Origin of the sequence: Allomuricauda sp. CP2A, assembly GCF_001683915.1 — a bacterium.
Lineage (GTDB): Bacteria > Bacteroidota > Bacteroidia > Flavobacteriales > Flavobacteriaceae > Flagellimonas.
In genome coordinates this window covers 248,850-267,427 of the sequence record NZ_LXTT01000026.1, presented here as the reverse complement: position 1 = coordinate 267,427, position 18,578 = coordinate 248,850, and the positions used below count along the sequence as shown (strand labels likewise).

Here is an 18,578-nt window from a genome sequence, read left to right as displayed (position 1 = left end):
TTTACTATTTGTAGGGACTCTGCTTTTGGGTTCGTGTACAGAAGATTTTGTCTTGGAAGAAACCCCTAGAAGTTCTTTTACGCCAGATTTTTTCCAGACTGAATTGGGGGTTCAAGGAGGTATTACCTCTTTGTATGAGAGATTAAGATACTTATACGGTCAGCCGTATCATTATAATTCGCTTGAAACAGGAACAGATGAGTATACCTATGGGCAAAGTGCCGATAACAACTTTCTGGATGCGGATCTATCCGGTGTAGGTGGTGATATTATTGCAGACACCTATACCACGAGCGTTATTTGGAACACAGTATACCCTTCCATCAATACCGCTAGTGGAATTATTGAAAATGCAGCCGCTGTTGGCATAAACCCTTCCGTGGTAGCCGAAGCAAGGTTCTTCCGTTCCTTTTATTACTTCTTATTGGTACAGACCTATGGGGGTGTACCATTGGATTTGGGTTCAGGGGAATTGGCTTTTAATACATCCGTGGTTAGGACCTCTGTTCGGAACACTGTTCCCGAAGTATATACCAAAGGTATATTCCCAGACCTAGTGGAAGCTGTCAATGATTTGCCTGAAAATCCCCGATTGACAGGAACAGTCACCAAAAATGTGGCCAGATTATTTTTGGCAAAGGCATATCTGACCTATGGATGGTGGTTGGAAAATCCCAACAACATCCCTACCTACCCAGATACACCAAGAACGGATCCAGATGGACGTGATTCGCAATGGTATTTCCAACAGGCGTATAACATTGCTTTAGCTGGAATCAATAATCCAGGTCCATACGCTTTACAGGAGTACTTCTATGATGTTCACTTAGGGTCCAACGACCGAAACAGTGAAATGATGCTATATGCCGATCGCACCGAAGAAAGCCCCATCTACAATGGAGCAGATTTAGGATGGAGTGGTACAGGTGGCAGTGCCAACACCTCTGTTTGGATGGTTACGTCCAACTATACTACCATAAGTGTGGATGGTGTTGCTGCGGTACAGCGGGAAGCAGACCAGAGCTTAGGAAGACCTTGGACCCGTATGGCTCCTTCTATAAACGTATTTGAAGAAACCTTTGCTGAAAAAGATCTGGATTCCCGTTATGATGGTACTTTTGTCAGTAGTTATAGAGGAAATTGGGACGTCGCAGGGGATGATACACCTTCCTTAACAGGGGCCAATGGTCTTGAAATTTTCCCCGGTGATGCTGTTATTTCATTCTTGGATGAATATGACCCCAATGTGGATTATAGCGTAAACGGTGGCAATATTGGGGGTGGAGAAATCCCTGGAAGATCGGATTATGTCATCAACCTCAATGAAATAAACCGTAGGTTTTACCCTGGCTTATGGAAGCTCGGGACCTATAGAACCGATAATATGGGCGGCTTGGGTTCCCCCAATGGGGCATTGTCCCGTCCGTTCCCTGTTGCCAAATTTTCAGAGTTTTATCTAGTTGCTGCTGAGGCTGCCGTAAAAGGAGCATCTGGAGCAATGAGTGCCAGGGAATTGGTCAATGTGCTTCGCGCACGTGCCGGTAAGTGGCGTTTTGACAACGGCGAACAAGAAGAGCGCATTGAGGACAATAGCGCGGCTATGATGGCTGCCACCCCTATGACCATTGACATTGATTATATTTTGGCAGAACGGTCACGGGAATATTTTGGTGAAGGTTTGAGATGGTTCGATTTGGTAAGAACCCAGAAATGGGCTGAAATTGCCGCCTCCTATTCCATTGCCGGCAATGACGCAACAGACCATTCTCCTCAAACATTTACCAGAACCATACAGGACCATCATTACTTAAGGCCAATTCCTCAAAGCCAAATCAATGATTTGGATATGTCAGAAGCTGAAAAAGCCGCATATCAAAACCCAGGTTATTAAGGATAATCCATTAGATAATCTTCGCATAGTTAGTTTGAGTTAGTTAAGTTGCGTAAGAAAGAGGCTGTCATGATAGACAGCCTCTTTTGATTACCAAGGGTAGTGCGCAACCATCAATACAGACAGAATTCAGTGAACATATGAAATCTTTCTTATTGAATTGAATACCTTTAGTTAAATGAAGATACTGGGCATTTCAGCATACTATCACGACTCCGCCGCCGCTTTAATTGTGGATGGGAAAGTAGTGTATGCCGCCCAAGAAGAACGGTTTTCAAGAATAAAAAATGACGCCTCCTTTCCAGAAGAAGCCATAAGATATTGTCTTACAGAATCTGGATATGCTCTCGAAGACCTCGATTACGTAGCATTCTATGACAAGCCCTTCCTAAAGTTTGAACGGCTTTTAGAAACGTATTACGCATTTGCGCCAAAGGGCTTTAGATCATTTGCCATGGCCATGCCCATTTGGTTAAAGGAAAAACTGTTTACAAAACAGGTAATCCGAAAACAACTGAAAAAAATCGGGGGGCCACATGCCCAAAAAATTCGCATTGTATTTCCTGAGCACCACTTGTCCCATGCAGCCAGTGCTTTTTACACCTCTCCTTTCGCTAAAAGTGCATTTTTAACCATTGATGGGGTTGGTGAGTGGACCACGACCTCATATGGGTTGGCTTCAGGCAAAGAAGGGATTGAAGTGTTCGGAGAACTCCATTTTCCAGACTCACTCGGACTTTTCTATTCTTCTTTCACGTATTTTTTGGGATTTAAGGTAAACTCTGGCGAATACAAAATGATGGGGCTTGCACCGTATAGTAATCATAAATCGGAAACAGTACAGCGTTTCATGGGCATCATCAAAGAAAAATTGGTGGACATCAAAGCGGATGGTTCCATCAAACTAAATAAAGACTATTTTGAATATCCCGTTGGCCTACGAATGGTAAACCCAAAAAAATGGGAGATACTTTTCGGGTTCAAAAAAAGAACCGATGAACCCTTAACACAAATACATGCCGACTTGGCCTTCGCTGCACAAAAGGTTTTGGAAGAAATCGTCCTTAAGCTGGCCCTTCACATTAAAAAGGAAACCCAAGCAGAATATTTGTGCTTGGCCGGTGGGGTTGCCCTTAATTGTGTGGCGAACTCGGTTTTATTCAAAGAGACTATTTTCAAAGATATCTATGTGCAACCCGCTGCGGGCGATGCAGGAGGGGCCATTGGAGCAGCCTTGGCCGCGGCTTACTTAAAGCAGGCGACCTTCATGGGACTTGAGAAACCTTTCAATCCTTATCTGGGTCCTTCTGCCTCCCATCAAGAAATTGAGAGGACGTTGCGAAAGCATAAATCCACCTATCACTATTATGAATCCATGGAGGAGCTATTGGATACGGTAGCGAATCATTTAGCCCATAAAAAAGTAGTGGGATGGTTCCGGGGCCGAACGGAATTTGGGCCAAGGGCGTTGGGCAATCGGAGTATCTTGGCAGATCCCTCGGACCCTGAAATGCAATCCAAGCTCAACCTAAAAATCAAGTTTAGGGAAAGTTTTAGACCCTTTGCTCCAGCAGTCCGTGAGGAAGATTATGATACCTATTTTGAGCCTGGTAAACATTCAGCATATATGCTGTTTACAAATCCGGTAAAGGAATCCCTAAGAAAACCCTTACCCAAAAATTTTGACGAACTTAGTCTGGAAGAAAAGCGCAAGGCATCAAAATCTGAATTGCCCGCCATAACCCACATAGACTATTCGGCCCGAGTACAGGTGGTTAAGAAGGAGGTGAACCCTACCTTTTGGAGTTTACTACAGACCTTTAAAAATTTGACAGGGACCGGAGTGCTCATCAACACAAGCTTTAATGTGAAAGATCAGCCGATTGTAAATACTCCAGAAGATGCCTACCAATGTTTCATGGGTTCAGGTATGGATATTCTGGTTTTGGAAAATTATCTAATTGAAAAGTAAATGGAGTTTTTAAAAGAATTCTTTCTATTTCTAAAGGAGCGCAAAAAGTGGTGGTTGGTGCCACTGATCATCATATTTGTGCTATTTGGTGTCCTTATTTTTCTGACCAGTAGTTCGGCTCTGGCCCCTTTTATTTATACCTTATTTTGATGACTCGGGAAAAAGCTTTTGAAACCATTCTTGTTTTGGCGCTGGCATCGCTCATAATTTCCCTATGGCTGAATGTGGAATGGCTGGAGTATGTTGCCATCGCTTTTTTGGTCATTGGTATCGTTTCAAAAAGAATTTCAATGGAGATTGCCAAGGTATGGCTTGCATTTTCACACTATCTGGGTCTGGTGATGAATTTTGTGCTGATGTTCATCATCTTCCATTTCATCTTGATTCCCTTGGCTCTATTGCAGCGTTTGTTCGGAAGTAATCACATTCGGCGTAAAAATACCGGAAATACCTATTTTCATCATCGCAACCATCATTACTCTAGCAAGGATATCGATAACCCTTGGTAAATTCCCAAACTAGGTTTACTCCGGTGAAGCCTTCATGTTCTTCAGGTACCTGCTTTTCGCAAAATAGTAATCGGCATAGGCTTCGTCCTGTAGTTTACGACACATTTCCCCAGCCATTTCATACACTTTATATTGTTCCGGGAACTCAAATATTAAGGTCTGCGCCACTTTAAGTGCGTTTTTATAGTCCCCGTCTTCTTTGTATTTGTTGTAGGCTTGGGTCATAACATATTGCCATGGTTCTTGATGGGTGTACAGACTGATCGCCTTTTCTTCCTCGTAAGTTGGATTTTGGGTCACATAGGTATGGGAATCCGGCTTCTTTCCAGACATGCCCAAATCATAGGGCCACGACTTTTTAAGTATGTCCACAACCAATTTCCCTTTTATTGAATCGATTTGGGTCATTGGAATATCATCAAAAGCCTCCTCATAGGAAATGTAATTATCCCAATCTTCCAAGAGCTTTAAGTCTTTTATTTTCTCGTAAAACGCATCTGCCATTACAAAATAACCTTCCACATTGGGATGCACATGCTCGGCCACCAATTCATCGCCTAGAATCCCATTAGGCACCTTGGACTCAAATATGTTCTTCATGTCTACCAAAGGTAGATTGTGATCTTGGGCCAGTTCAGTGATGACATCATTGATTTGCTCTGGAGCCCTAAACCGCAACAAGTCCAGCTCTTTGGCAAGGTGTAGATACTTTTTGGCGGAATCTGGCTCTTTTTCCAGATAATAGTGCCCTAAAGTGTAGGCTCCATCTGCATTTTTTTGGGCCAATTCTCGGACCTCTGGTTTGTTTTTTTCTATTGATTCAACATAGTTTACTTTGTCCAAATCATCACTGATAAAAGGTTTGACATCCTTTTCATTGGACACCAAAGTGGAAAGGATTACCGGTATTCCCTGACGTTTGTATTTATCCAAAATTCGTTTCAAATTACCCTCAAATTGGGATACTCCAGCGTTAAAGGCCTCTGAATTTAAGGGGATTTCCTGCTCTTTGGCCATGACCTCCATCAAGGTCGTTTCAGCAACTGACTTTTTGTTTGTAGGGTCTGATTTCATCAAGCCCATAATCCCATTCTCGAGCAACTGAAAAAAACGAAGGTTCTTGAGCTTCAGATAGCTCCTGACCAATGCAGGGTGACTACCAACAGATGCTGAAGACCCCACTCCTAAAGCCCCATAATACTCGTTGTGCCCGGCATAAATAATCACCAAATCCGGTTTTTGATCAATGATCTTGTCAGTTACATCCCATAAGGTATACGAATTGACCGCCGTGATTCCAGTATTGACCACTTCTATGTTCATCTCGGGAAAAGTTCGGGAGAGTCGGTGCTTCAAGAGTCTTGGAAAGGAAGCCCCTCTGTAAAATGGATAGCCCACCACGGTTGAGGCTCCTTGGACAAACACCCGAAAAGTACTGTCGGTTTTATGCCGCAGAAACAAATCAGATTGATTATCTGCCTTAAAATCAGTGTCCTTAAAGTATTTTTTGGACAGATTGGAGTTTACAACAAGATACTCAACCCCATTTTCACCTATGACTTTATTGAACAGATGGTAATTGTCCCCATATCCAAATAATCTGAGTATCAACTCCAGCAGTAAAATGAGAAATAGGGGAAGACCAACAGCAATAATTTTAAAAATCGTCTTTTTCTTCAAAATGGGTGGATTTTATTCTATGAAGCTCTTGATTTTACATTGATTATGCACAAATGATGTGACAAAGTAACTAAAAAATACGTTTTACCACGATTATTTTGCAATCGGTTGCATAAAAGGAATATTATGCTTTTTTTACAGACAAAATCAGTATATTAAATGCTATTCCAACCGCTACTAAAAATGAAGAATACGCTTAGAATCTTAGCGATGCTTTTATGTGTCGTCATAATGTTTTCCTGCAATCCCGTAAATGAAGTCAAAAAGAAAGAACCCACAGGCGATACTCTTTTCACACTACTACGTAGTGAGCAGACCAACGTTCATTTTAAAAATGAAATAACGGAAACGGCCGACTTCAATGTCCTGAACTATTACTACACCTATAATGGCGGTGGGGTGGCTGTTGGAGATGTCAATAACGATGGATTTGATGACCTCTATTTTACCTCCAACCAACAATCCAATAAATTATATATAAACAAGGGAGACTTTAAATTTGAGGACATTACGGAAAAAGCCAATGTTGCAGATGCCGAAGGATGGAGTACCGGAGCAACCATGATCGATATCAACAATGATGGATGGATGGACATTTATGTATGCAAATCTGCCTCGTTGAACAACAATGCACTTCGTAACAATAAACTTTATGTCAATCAAAAAGATGGAACTTTTAAGGAAGAGGCCAAAAAATGGGGGCTGGATGACGATGGGTTTTCTACCCAATCCTATTTTTTTGATTATGATAAAGATGGTGATCTGGACATGTACCTCATCAACCATCGGGTCGATTTCCGCAATTCCATCGATCTTGAGGTCATTCTGAACGACAAGGAGTTTTATCCGCAAACCTCCGATCATTTATATAGGAATGATGGAAACAAGTTTACCGATGTGACCATCAACAGTGGACTCATGAACAAGGAATTCAGTTTAAGTGCCGCTATTGGTGATTATAACAATGATGGTTGGTTGGATGTTTTTGTGGCCAACGATTTCATCACCCCGGACAAACTCTACATCAACAACAAAAACGGTACATTTTCCAATCAAATAGATCAGCGGTTAAAACATATTTCCTACAGTAGCATGGGGTCTGACATTGCTGATATCAACAATGACCTATTGCCCGATTTGATGGTCTTGGACATGTCCGCAGAAGACCATAGTAGAGGCAAACAGAACATGCCCAGCATGAACACCAGTGGGTTTTGGTGGATCGTTGGGGCTGGTTATCATTATCCCTACATGTCCAATATGCTCAACTTGAACAATGGAAACGGGTATTTTAGTGATATTGCCCAATTGGCAGGCGTATCAAAAACAGATTGGAGTTGGGGGCCCCTTATTGCCGATTTTGACTGCGATGGCCTTAAGGATATTTTTATTACCAACGGCATTAAACGCGAGATTGCAAACCAGGATTTTGGAAATTTCCTGGACACGGAACAAGAGGCTGTCAAAAACATGTCCATTCAGCAGATTTTGAATAGAATGCCATCCGAAAAGCTCAAAAATTATGCGTTTAAAAATGATGGGGAATTGGCATTCTCCAAGGCAACATCAACTTGGGGGTTTGATCAAACCGTAAATTCCAATGGCGCAGCCTACGCCGATTTGGATAATGATGGGGATTTGGATTTGGTCATGAACAATCTTGATGATGAGGCCAGCATTTACCAAAACAATGCAACCAACAACTTTCTATCTGTTAAATTGATGGGAAATGAGCGCAACGTCAACGCCATTGGGGCCAAGGTTACCATTTACACCGATAAGACCACGCAATATCAGGAGCTGTTCTTATCCAGAGGGTACCAATCTTCAGTTTCGCCCACTCTGAATTTTGGTATTGGGGAGGAAACCAATATCAAAAGAATAGAAGTTGTTTGGGGTGATGGGCGCATGTCTGTGGATGAAAACGTTGCTGCAAATCAAATACTCACCTTCAACCAAACCGAATCCAAACCCAAAACAACTGAATCCGAATATGCTTTTTCAAATAACTTCAAGAGGATACATCCAGAAGATTTGGGCATTCGCTACAGACACGAAGAGAATGAATTCAATGATTTTTCCCGTCAAGTACTTTTACCTCAAAAACAATCCGAAAAAGGCCCGGCTTTTGCTATTGCCGACATCAACAATGATGGTTTGGACGATTTGTTTTTGGGAGGGGCATTGAACCAACCCGCCCAAGTGTATCTCCAGAATTCAAGCGGTGCATTTGATCAGCTGAACCAATCCATTTTTGAAAATGATAAGATGTATGAGGATGTAGGCGCGCACTTTTTTGATGCCGACAATGACGACGATTTAGATCTGTATGTGGCCAGCGGCAGCTATGAGTTGGATGAACGTGACCCTTTGCTGCAAGATAGATTGTACATCAACGATGGGAATGGAAATTTTACACGTTCCAATAAACTGCCAAGGTTCATATCCAATACCAAGGCTGTTCAATCCTTTGACTTTGATGCCGATGGGGATATGGATTTGTTTGTGGGCGGCACTACGGTGCCCGGTAAATATCCATTGCCTTCCACATCCTATGTTTTGGAAAATACGGGCACTCAATTTGTTGTTGCTACGGAATCGGTTGCTCCAGATTTCAAAAATCTGGGAATTATCTCTGATTTTCTATTATCTGATTACGACCAAGATGGGGATAGGGATTTGATGGTCGTCGGGAAGTGGATGCCCTTAACCGTTCTTAATAATGCTGATGGCATTTTTACCCAAACCGACCCAAAAGGTCTTGAGCAAACCAGTGGTTGGTGGAACACCATCGCTGAAATTGACTTTGACCAAGATGGTGACCTCGATTATTTTGTTGGGAATTTAGGCGGGAACAATAAGTTTCATCCGTCTCCCGAAAAACCACTCCATGTATATGGCACCAATCTGGGTGATGATGGCAATTATGATATGTTCCTCAGCAAGAATTACCAAGGTAATCTGGTGCCGGTGAGGGGCAAGGAATGTTCCACACAACAAAACCCTTTTGTAAGCGAAAAGATCAAGTCGTACAAAGAATTTGCCAATTCCACTTTGGAGGATATTTATGGGAAAAACGTGCTGGAGAATTCATATCACAAGCAGGTCGTTGAGTTCAAGTCGGCGTATTTGGAAAACAAAGGAAGTGGAACTTTTGAAATAAAACAGCTGCCAAACTATGCCCAGTTGGGCCCTACACTGTCTTTTGTGTTTACGGATGTCAACCAAGATGGAAACATGGATGTCATTGGTGCGGGTGCCATACATGAAGCTGAAGTGGAAACCGTGCGCTACGATTCAAACATTGGTTATGTAGTGTTGGGCGATTCCAAAGGTGGTTTTAAGCCCTACAAAGACGTAAATTTTTATAACGATCTAAACGCTAAGGCAATGAAGCTGGTAACCATTAAAAACGAACCTTATTTGTTGATAGCAAATAATGATAGACCACTGACCATTTTTAAAATTAACTAGGGCGAATGATGTTGATGGCCCGACATTTCATTTTTAAATGAAAATTTGGGAAGGTCTAGCTGCTGAATTTCTCCTCCCTCAACGATTTTAATGGTTTGATTCACCTCAACCTTTTCAAAAATGGAAACCGGTTTGGTATGATGGGGCCATTTAATTTCTATTTCTTTTATAATATCAGCTTTTCCCAACCCAATTTCGGCCATGAGGCTGTTGCCCCCAAAACTCGCCCCTGAATCGACGGTATTGTATATTTTTCGTTCTTTTTGACCCTCTTCAATGGTTATGATGATTTTGGCCCCAATGGCAGAACGGTTGCTCCGTTTTCCTTCCAAAACCATATTGATCCAATTATTTTCATTGCCCATGGGGTTTTCAAAAAGTAAGTTTCGGAAAACATCACCTTCCACAGCGCCGCCCATCACGGCGTAAATATCTTGGTCCCCATCCATGTCCATGTCCCCAAAACCGATGGCATGTCCTTTTTGAATGTGCCCAAAACCACCACTGTAGGTAACATCTTCAAAATTTTTACCGTTCACATTTCGGTACATTTTGTTGGGTACGATGGAGAAAAAATCAGGGTCGCCCGTTGCCAAATAAAAGTCCAAAAAGCCATCATTGTCCAAGTCGCCAAAATTACAGCCCATTGTGGCAACAGGTTCTGTTAAATTGGCTTTTAAGGATACTTCCGTAAAGGTGTTATCTCCATTATTTTGATATAAAAGGGGCCTGTATTCAGAAGTGTTGGCCTTCAAATTTCGGAGCAGCATCTCCGATGGCAGTACCTCCGAAGAAGAGTAGCCCGAAACAAAAATATCCTCAAAACCATCATTGTTATAATCAAAAAACCAAGTGGGGAAGCTCAATTTCGGTTCGGCAACCCCAGCACTTTTATCTGCAATTGTAAAAGAAGGTTTCCCGGTTTCCTTGGTGGTGTTGATGTACAAAGTGTTCAAGCCATCATAATCAGATAAATACAGATCGGGGTATAGGTCATTGTTAACATCACCGCTTGCCACCCCTTTAAAAAAACCCGGAACAGTTATTCCAGCCTCTTTAGCCACGTTTTTGAATGTGCCATCCCCATTGTTTAAAAACAACTCACAATAGCTTTGCTTTGCTTCGGACCATTCATTGGCAATGAACAAATCGAGCCATCCATCCAGATTAACATCCGTCCAAACCGCAGTTTGAGTTGGGTTTAGGGAATACAATCCTGAGGCTTTGGTGACATCGGTAAAGGTGCCATCCCCGTTGTTTCGCATCAAGGAATTGGGGATACTTCCGAAAACGGACAACCAAGCACCCCGTAGAATCACAAAATCCATATGGCCGTCATTGTCATAGTCGGCATGCCTTAAATTCAGTCCACCGGTGACCCCTTCCAATCCGGCATCTTCGGTTTTATCTGTGAAACCGCCTTTTTTATCATTCTCGAAATACTTGATTTGGTCATTTAGGCCCCAGGAAGATGCTATGATGTCTAAATAGCCATCGCCATTAAAATCATCCACACAGGTTCCACCGGACAACTGGTTGACATCCACCCCCAAATCCATGGCAATGTCAGAAAAATGGGGAAAACTTGCCGAATTGGAAAAGTGCGACTCAGGAATCCTAAATTTACCGGGCACCTCTTGGGGGTACTGGCCCAAAGTCATATTTGCAATGTTCAATACATATTGACATTCCAGATCATCTGGGTTCAAAACAAGTAATTCCTTAAGTAAAGCTATGGATTGCTGTGCCCCTTCCCTAATAACATGTTGGGCTTTTGGGCTTATGGGAATGATACACGATTCATTGGTATGGTTTGCAATGCAATTGTCCTGTTCGGCTTTTCGCATATACGCAATGGCCAGCTGTTTTTTTATAAAAAAGACCAACTCTTCCTTTGACTGTACATTTTGACTTTCAACAACCTGCAATACTTGGGTCAAGACTACAATGGATTCATCCGTTTTACCCGCGTTTAGCAATTCCAGACTATAGGTGAACAGTAGGTTTAATTGTTCATTTCCCTGTGCTGTTACCAGCTTTTGCTCTAAAAGGGCCACTTTTCTGTTATTAAAAATATAGGGGACACTTTCTACATTGATCGCTGCAATTCTTTGCTGGATGTCATCGATCATCTCCTGTGTGGAACTGTTATTTTCTTCGGGAAAGGAATTGGTCTCACCTACTGTGCCTGAATCATTTTTCTTGTTTGAGTCTAGGCAACTCAAAAACAAAAATGCCATTAAAAATGGTGTTTGTAAAAATCTATTTTTAATAAAAGAGAGCATACCTTAATAGAATTGTAGCCTTATGCGGCATTTTTTTGGCCATAAGTTGATGATTTCCTTCTACTGCGACCAAATACCCTAGATGACAAAGAACAAGGGTGCCAACCAGCGCATCCCTGTTATTCAGCCGGTGCTTTTTGATAGTCCAAAAACTTGTTGGCCCAGGGGATAAAATATTTCATGTTGGGCCAATCCGTATGTCCGCCATCATGTTGGCGCCATGCCAACTCTCCATCCATCATGCTTGTGTTATGTGGTGGCATTTCTTCCTTTAAATAGTCATTGGAAACGCCAAGATCCTTCGCCCCCAATAGTTTAAACACTCCCCCAGCAGCGATGGTCGCCATATAACTTCCTTTTTGATCCAGCCAAAGTGCGTCTCCTTGCTCGGGAATGCCATAACTGATAAAAGTGGGCCTTGGTGCACAAAGCGCGATCAATTGATGGGAATCCACCGGAAGATCACATCCTGTTTTACTGCCAAAACCAGCTTTGGCGGCCCCATATTTCAAATAGTTTCCGGCCATCCAATGACTTTCCCCTGACCCGGTAAGGCTTTCAACGGCTTCGCCAAACACCCTCCTATGGAGCGTAGCTCCTCCTTTCCCGGAAGAACCTATCAAGCCAACGGCAAACCTTTTTTCAAAGGCAAGGGTGACCAAGGCGGCCTTCCCATATCGGGATACGCCTTCGATTCCTACTTTGGTGGCATCCACCAAAGGGTCAGTCTCCAAATAATCCAAGGTGCGTGCGGCTCCCCAAGCCCATGCTCGTAACGCCCCCCAATCATCTGGTTTACGGTGCTGCCCTTTGTTCACCAAACCAATGATGCCACTGGTAAGACCTGCAGAATTATCGGCTTGTATGCTGGAGGGGTCCAAAGTGACATAGCCCCAACCCGCATTCAACAATTGCTCGGTTGACGGAAGGTCGCCTTCAGGCAAGGGTTCCCAAAAATTCGGTCCAGGCAATCTTGTAATTGGGCTATAGGCTGGATATTTGTCAAAGATGGCCTTTAGTTTGGGATCATGTTTTATCATCATATCTTTAAAGGATGTATTGATGGTTTCCATATCCTCCTGAGAGGGTTGTGCCGGTGCAGGAAACGAGGGCCGCCCGAACATGATCAACACAGGAACCGGCCCCTCTACATTGGCGGGGACCACCAACATGGCGTTTATATCCACATTGATGGAAGGATAGGAACCATTGTCCACATGCCCTACAAGTTGTTTTGCAATGACGGGTGTCCTACGGACAAACTCCTTGTCCTCCACTTTTACCGTCCATGTAACGTCTGGAATGTTCTCTGGAAGTCGACCATACACCTCTCGTTCAAAATCCTCCACAATTTCTGGGCGGCGCACATTCCACCAATCATCTGCATCCTTTACTTTCTTCCCCGTATTGGTCACCAACACCTCTGGTAATTCTGGGCAAGGATTGGCGATGGATTCATCATAATTTGCTGCATTGGGCGCTGTGGGGTCTCCACTTGGCCCCGGCCTTAAAGCTGTGATGCCCAATTGCGCCATCATATTCTCATGGTTTATTCTCCCATATCGATTGATGCTGTCCCGCTCTTCTTGAGTCAGAAAAAATTGGGCGTTCCCATAAAAACTGGTTAACACACAAATCAATAGAATGTGATAGGATGCTTTCATGTTATTTTGCTTTTGTCTGGGATTGATATGTTTTTATATTTTTTACAACATCAATGAGCGGTGCGGTCCACACTTCACCATCATGTTGTTTTAGGTATTCCAATAATTCTTTGTGGGCTTTTAAGGATACGTTCATGGAATGCTCCCCTCCTACACCGTGAAAAAGAAAGATAAGCAGCGAATTGGTCTCAACAGCCTTTTTCACCATTTCAATCATTTCCTCACCACTGGCATCCACAATGGCATAGCTGTCCATACTGTAAATATCCACCTCATCAATGGTGTGCATTTCAGAGCGTACTGCACGGGCCGCCAGTAGTTCATCTTTGAGTTCATCAATGAAAAAGTCATCCCCGTTTACAGTGAAATCTCCACAGGTATACGCAAAGGTTCTTTCTTTTTTGCCGTCCAAAGCTTCCAAAAGGGTATTGTTGATTTTGATTTCATCCACCATTCGTTCAACGGTGTAGGTGGCCATATCGTAATTTTCATTTACCCACGGTCTGCTTTCCTTCCCAATACAGGGGTGAAAAATGGTATGGTTGGCCAATTCGTGGCCATTCCAGGTAATGCTCTTCCAATCCCTTAAGCGATTTCGGAAGGCTTCGGAATAGGTGGACACATAGAAGGTTCCCTTCAAGTTCAGTGAATCCAACAATGGGACCACATTGTCCAAATGCACGTTCAAGGCATCATCATACGTTAGGATAACAGCAGCTTTTTTACCTTGCCAAGGCAATTTGTTCAGTTCTTCCTCATCAAAATTTTGAAAGGGTGATGCGGGCAATCCTTCGTTATTGTAGAGATTGGCTCCCCTTGGATTATCAGCCCAGGCATAGCGCACATAAGCGGGATTGGGCACCTCATCGCTTTCCACCACAACCGTGTTTCCCACTATTTGGGCATTGGCCCACACAAATTCTTGGTCTTCCCCGGCAATTTCAAATCGATGCAACGGTTCCTCATCAATGGAAACCAATCCGCTGCCCACGGAATCAAAATGCAACATTATTTTACTCCCCTGAATTTTTGATGATTTGAAAATGGGTCCGGAATGCACCACATCTTCCCCATACGCCAATTTTAAGGCCCCCAGAGCCAAGCGTTTGCCCACATCTTCCTTGTTCAGCGGATGGATATCATTCCATTCCCCCAAATCTATGGCAACGGCCATGGCCGTATTGGGTACCGAAAGTGCCTTAAACTGGGAAAAACGGAGTTCTGCCCAGTTGCTCTCCGTAGGGAGGTAATCCACATCTTGAAAATTGGCCAATTGCACCCATAAAAAAGGGGCGTTGGGTGCATTGAATTGATCCCTCCAATCCTTGACCAACGCTTTTAAATAATCCTCGTATGGTTTTGGGTTTCCCGTATTGGATTCGCCTTGGTACCACAACATTCCTTTAACCGACATATTGGTCAATGGAGCCACCATGGCATTATACAGTGCTGTGGGTTGGTTTTGTTCCCAAAATTGGTTGAATCCCCCTCTTCTACCTCTTTGAATAGGTTTAAAGACCTCTCCAACCTTGTACTGCCATTCACCCTTTAGATCAACACTGATACCATTTGCCGTGAGTTCATAATTTTTATCAGGAACAAAGCCTCCTTTGCCCCCAGAATTGGTGACCCGCACCACAATCAAGTTTTTGCCCTTCTTCAGTACACCTTTGGGCACCGTATATCTCCGTGGCGGGTATTGATAGGTAATGTTCCCTATTTTGGTGCCATTGACATATACCTCATCGGCATCCACAATCCGGCCCATAAAAAGCTTGGCTTCGGCCCCTACCAAAGCATCAGGAATTTCCAATTCCCTTCGGAACCAAACCACCCCGTTCAAGTTTCTCAAGCCTTGATCTTCCCAGAATCCGGGGATGTAATAATTGTTCCACCCTTTGGGTTGATATGCATTTTCATACCATTTGGTAGAAGCTGTCAGACCCTTGTCCTTGACTTCGGGTTGAACATCCGCAGATGCTGGCCTTGTGGTGAATTGACTGGTATAGTCTTCGTCCTTGTTCTTTTGGATGGTTGCCAAATCCTTGGGAAATTCCTTAAAACCATCTTCGCTGATCCAAGACTCGATGGGCGTACCCCCTACACTTGCATTGATGATTCCGATGGGAACATGATACTTTTCATAGAGGTCTTTGGCAAAAAAATAGGTGACCGCCCCCATTTGCATAATATCTCCGGTCACAGCTGGTTTCCATTCCCCGGAAGGCAAATCTTTCTCCGGTCCGGTTACACTTTTTAGGGTTGGGATAAAGAAATTCCGAATTTCCGGATAGTTGGCGTTGGCCACCTCATCTGGGTATTTTTCCTTGACCCGCTCTATGGGCGTGACCATGTTGGACTGCCCGGCACCGAGCCAAACATCCCCAAAAAGAACATCCTTTACCGCAACCTCATTCTTTCCTTTGAACGTTATGCTGTAGGGACCCCCGGCTTTTTGTGGAGCCAATTGAATGGACCAATTTCCACTTTGGTCGGCAGTGGTTTTATACGTTTTTCCCTTGAGGGACATCTCCACTTTTTCATTGGGTGATGCCCATCCCCAAATCTTGATTTTGTCGTCTCGCTGCAATACCACACCATCACTTATGAGTCTGGGAAGTTTAATTTGGGCATTCCCCAAAACAGAAATCATGAAACATGCCAAGAGCAATGACTGCTTACTAATTTTCATACGGTTCTTTTTGGTTTCAAAAACAAAAAACCATGATGAAAATGTATAAAAACTCCATCATGGTCTTTTGATTTTTGCATAGTTATTTGTTTTATTCTGGATCTTCCCCGTTTAGGCCTGCCACCAATCCCCTGTGGGAAATCTTCGTATTAAAATCATTATCATACAGTAAGGGCCAATCCGAGCCACCATCATACAGCCAACTGTCCTGATCTCTAAAACCCCATAAGGTCAATCCAAATTGCTGTGCCGGTGGCACAATAGTGGTATAATAGTACCCTGCTCTTTGGTATTGGAATTCCTGGGCAATGGCCCTTTCTTCTGTAAACGATGTGATATCATCATTATAATTGACCTTTACATCCAACTCCGATATATGTACCAGCAGACCTGTATTGGCTATATCTTGGATGGAAATGGGCAAATCCGAAGAAGGCCAGTCATGGTTCAGGTGCATTTGCATACCAATACCATCAATGGGAATAGTATTGGCCTCAAAATCGTTTACCATACTGATGATGGCATTTCTTTTACCCACTTCACCTGCAATATTGTAATCATTATAGAACAGTCTCACATCTGGGTCGGCCTCCCTGGCCCATTGAAAAACCTTCTTGTGGTAATCGTTGCCCATGCGTTGGGTAAAAAGTGTGCTTCGTATTGAAGACCCGTCAAAATATTCGTTGACCACATCCCAAGAGGCCACTATTGGATTTCCTCCATCATCTTTTGCTTCAGCAAAATGGGCCACCGTTGCTTTTACATATCCCTCTATTTGGGCTTCAAATTCATCATCAGTGCCTGCAAAACTGTTCAACCAACCAGGTATGGATTGATGCCAAATCAATGCATGGCCATGTACCTTCAACCCATTTTCCTTGGCATAGGCCACAATGGCATCGCCATCACTAAAATCATAGGTGTCGGCACCAGTGAAGATATTGGCCATTTTCATGTCGTTTTCAGCCGTTATGCTATTGTATTCCTGGTTCAAAATCTGTTTGAAAGTTGTGTTGTCCCCCGATGTGGATGCCAGTTTACTTGCCGAAACAATGTTTCCAACGGGAAAGCTTGCAACATCCTTCAAATTGTCGGTGGCATCGTACAAAAATGGATCTTCTGCGGGCACATCATCATCCGTGGCACCAGAATCAGGGTTATCACTAGGGCCACCACCATCATCGCTTCCAGAACTGCAACCAGTGAGCAGCCCAAAAATCAATATGATTGAACCCTTTACAATCTTCATTATTTGTTTAGTTTATAGGCGATTCCTTGCTCCAATCCCCTGATCTCGGCCAAACCTTTCAACCTGCCGATCAAGGAATACCCGGGATATTTTTCTTCCCGCTCAAAAGAATGCAAAAAGCCATGATCGGGTCGCATGGGAAGATTTTTTTTGTTCCTCTGCATCAACAATAAAAGCTGTTCCACAATGGCTTCCATGGGATTGTCCCCATTGAGGTGTTCGGACTCCCTAAACCGTTTGCCCTCCTCCCGCTTTACATTTCTTAAATGCAAAAAATGGATACGGTCTCCATGTTGTTCAATGATCCGAAGAAGGTTGTTGTTCGGATTTGCGCCCAACGACCCTGTACAATAACAAAGCCCATTGGCGTTGGTGGGCACTGCCTTAAAAATGGAATCAAGGTCATCTTCGGTGGATACGACCCGGGGCAAGCCCAATACCGAAAATGGTGGGTCATCTGGATGGATGGCCAATTGAATCCCCAATTTCTCAGCCACTGGAGCCACTTCCGATAAAAAATGAATCAGGTTCTTTCTCAGGTCATCATCATTGATTCCTTTGTAGTCTCCCAACAATTCCAACACTTTTTCCTTGGTGAAACTTTCATCACTGCCGGGGAGGCCCAAAAGCACATTTTTGTACAATTTTTGTCGGTCTACTTCACCCAAGGTGTTCCCGTAAGCCCTAGCCTCATCCAATTTTTCTTTTGAATAGTCCGATTCTGCCCCTGGCCTTTGCAACAGGAACACATCAAAATAGATAAAGGCCCTTTCATCAAACAAAAGTGCCTTGGTCCCATCAATGTTCTGATAGGCATGGTCTGTTCGCACCCAATCCAAAATGGGCATAAAATTGTATGCAACCACCTTTAGACCACATTGGGCGATGTTCTCCAAACTCTTTTTATAGTTAGCGATATATTTTTGATAATCGCCTCCCTTTCGTTTGATGTCTTCATGAACGGGCAGGCTTTCAATCACAGTCCACTCCAATCCCTCATCACGAATGATTTGTTGCCTTTCTTTGATATCCTCGACTTCCCAAACTTCACCAACGGGTATTTGATGTAGGGCCGTAACAATTCCGGTGACCCCACACTGCCGAATATCAGCCAATGTAATGGCATCATGGGGACCATACCACCGCATGGTCTGTTGCATTT

At 43.4% G+C, this 18,578-nt stretch carries 11 protein-coding genes; 5 read left to right on the top strand and 6 right to left on the bottom strand.

The window, feature by feature from the left end; all coding sequences use genetic code 11:
- The 4 genes from A7D14_RS03885 to A7D14_RS03875 form a co-directional block, all read left to right on the top strand.
- Window positions 1–1,891 (top strand): RagB/SusD family nutrient uptake outer membrane protein (locus A7D14_RS03885; RefSeq protein ID WP_409552659.1); only part of this gene is annotated, 1,891 nt, incomplete at its 5' end.
- Window positions 1,892–2,069: 178 nt separating this feature from the next.
- A complete protein-coding gene (locus A7D14_RS03880) occupies window positions 2,070–3,863 on the top strand; it encodes a carbamoyltransferase (RefSeq protein ID WP_067030187.1) in 1,794 nt (597 codons plus the stop codon).
- A complete protein-coding gene (locus A7D14_RS20335) occupies window positions 3,864–4,013 on the top strand; it encodes a DUF5989 family protein (protein ID WP_255307381.1) in 150 nt (49 codons plus the stop codon). It begins immediately after the preceding gene.
- A complete protein-coding gene (locus A7D14_RS03875) occupies window positions 4,013–4,372 on the top strand; it encodes an SxtJ family membrane protein (RefSeq protein ID WP_067030184.1) in 360 nt (119 codons plus the stop codon). Before A7D14_RS20335 ends, A7D14_RS03875 begins: the two co-directional genes overlap by 1 nt.
- 15 nt (window positions 4,373–4,387) lie before the next feature.
- Here the strand turns inward: A7D14_RS03875 and A7D14_RS03870 are convergent, their stop codons facing one another.
- On the bottom strand, window positions 4,388–6,052 hold the full coding sequence (locus A7D14_RS03870; RefSeq protein ID WP_067030181.1) for an SGNH/GDSL hydrolase family protein: 1,665 nt from the start codon (window positions 6,050–6,052) through the stop codon (window positions 4,388–4,390).
- 183 nt (window positions 6,053–6,235) lie between these two features.
- Between A7D14_RS03870 and A7D14_RS03865 the strand changes: the two genes are divergently transcribed.
- Window positions 6,236–9,526: a VCBS repeat-containing protein gene (locus tag A7D14_RS03865; RefSeq protein ID WP_067030259.1), complete on the top strand. Its 3,291-nt coding sequence runs from the start codon at window positions 6,236–6,238 to the stop codon at window positions 9,524–9,526.
- Here A7D14_RS03865 and A7D14_RS03860 read toward each other — a convergent pair.
- The 5 genes from A7D14_RS03860 to uxuA all read right to left on the bottom strand — a co-directional run bounded on the left by A7D14_RS03860 (window position 9,523) and on the right by uxuA (window position 18,576).
- Window positions 9,523–11,766 carry a CRTAC1 family protein gene (locus A7D14_RS03860; RefSeq protein WP_067030178.1) on the bottom strand — a complete coding sequence of 748 codons (2,244 nt, stop codon included), beginning with the start codon at window positions 11,764–11,766 and terminating at the stop codon, window positions 9,523–9,525. The two genes, A7D14_RS03865 and A7D14_RS03860, sit on opposite strands and share 4 nt — an antisense overlap.
- Before the next feature lie 164 nt (window positions 11,767–11,930).
- Window positions 11,931–13,475: an acetylxylan esterase gene (locus A7D14_RS03855; protein ID WP_067030175.1), complete on the bottom strand. Its 1,545-nt coding sequence runs from the start codon at window positions 13,473–13,475 to the stop codon at window positions 11,931–11,933.
- A 1-nt stretch (window position 13,476) separates the two neighbouring features.
- A complete protein-coding gene (locus A7D14_RS03850; RefSeq protein ID WP_067030173.1) occupies window positions 13,477–16,167 on the bottom strand; it encodes a sialate O-acetylesterase in 2,691 nt (896 codons plus the stop codon).
- A 91-nt stretch (window positions 16,168–16,258) separates the two neighbouring features.
- Window positions 16,259–17,416, bottom strand: a complete 1,158-nt coding sequence (locus A7D14_RS03845) for an endo-1,4-beta-xylanase (RefSeq protein ID WP_067030170.1) — start codon at window positions 17,414–17,416, stop codon at window positions 16,259–16,261.
- Window positions 17,416–18,576 carry a mannonate dehydratase gene (gene uxuA / locus A7D14_RS03840; RefSeq protein WP_218058502.1) on the bottom strand — a complete coding sequence of 387 codons (1,161 nt, stop codon included), beginning with the start codon at window positions 18,574–18,576 and terminating at the stop codon, window positions 17,416–17,418. Before uxuA ends, A7D14_RS03845 begins: the two co-directional genes overlap by 1 nt.
- Between the last annotated feature and the right edge of the window lie 2 nt (window positions 18,577–18,578).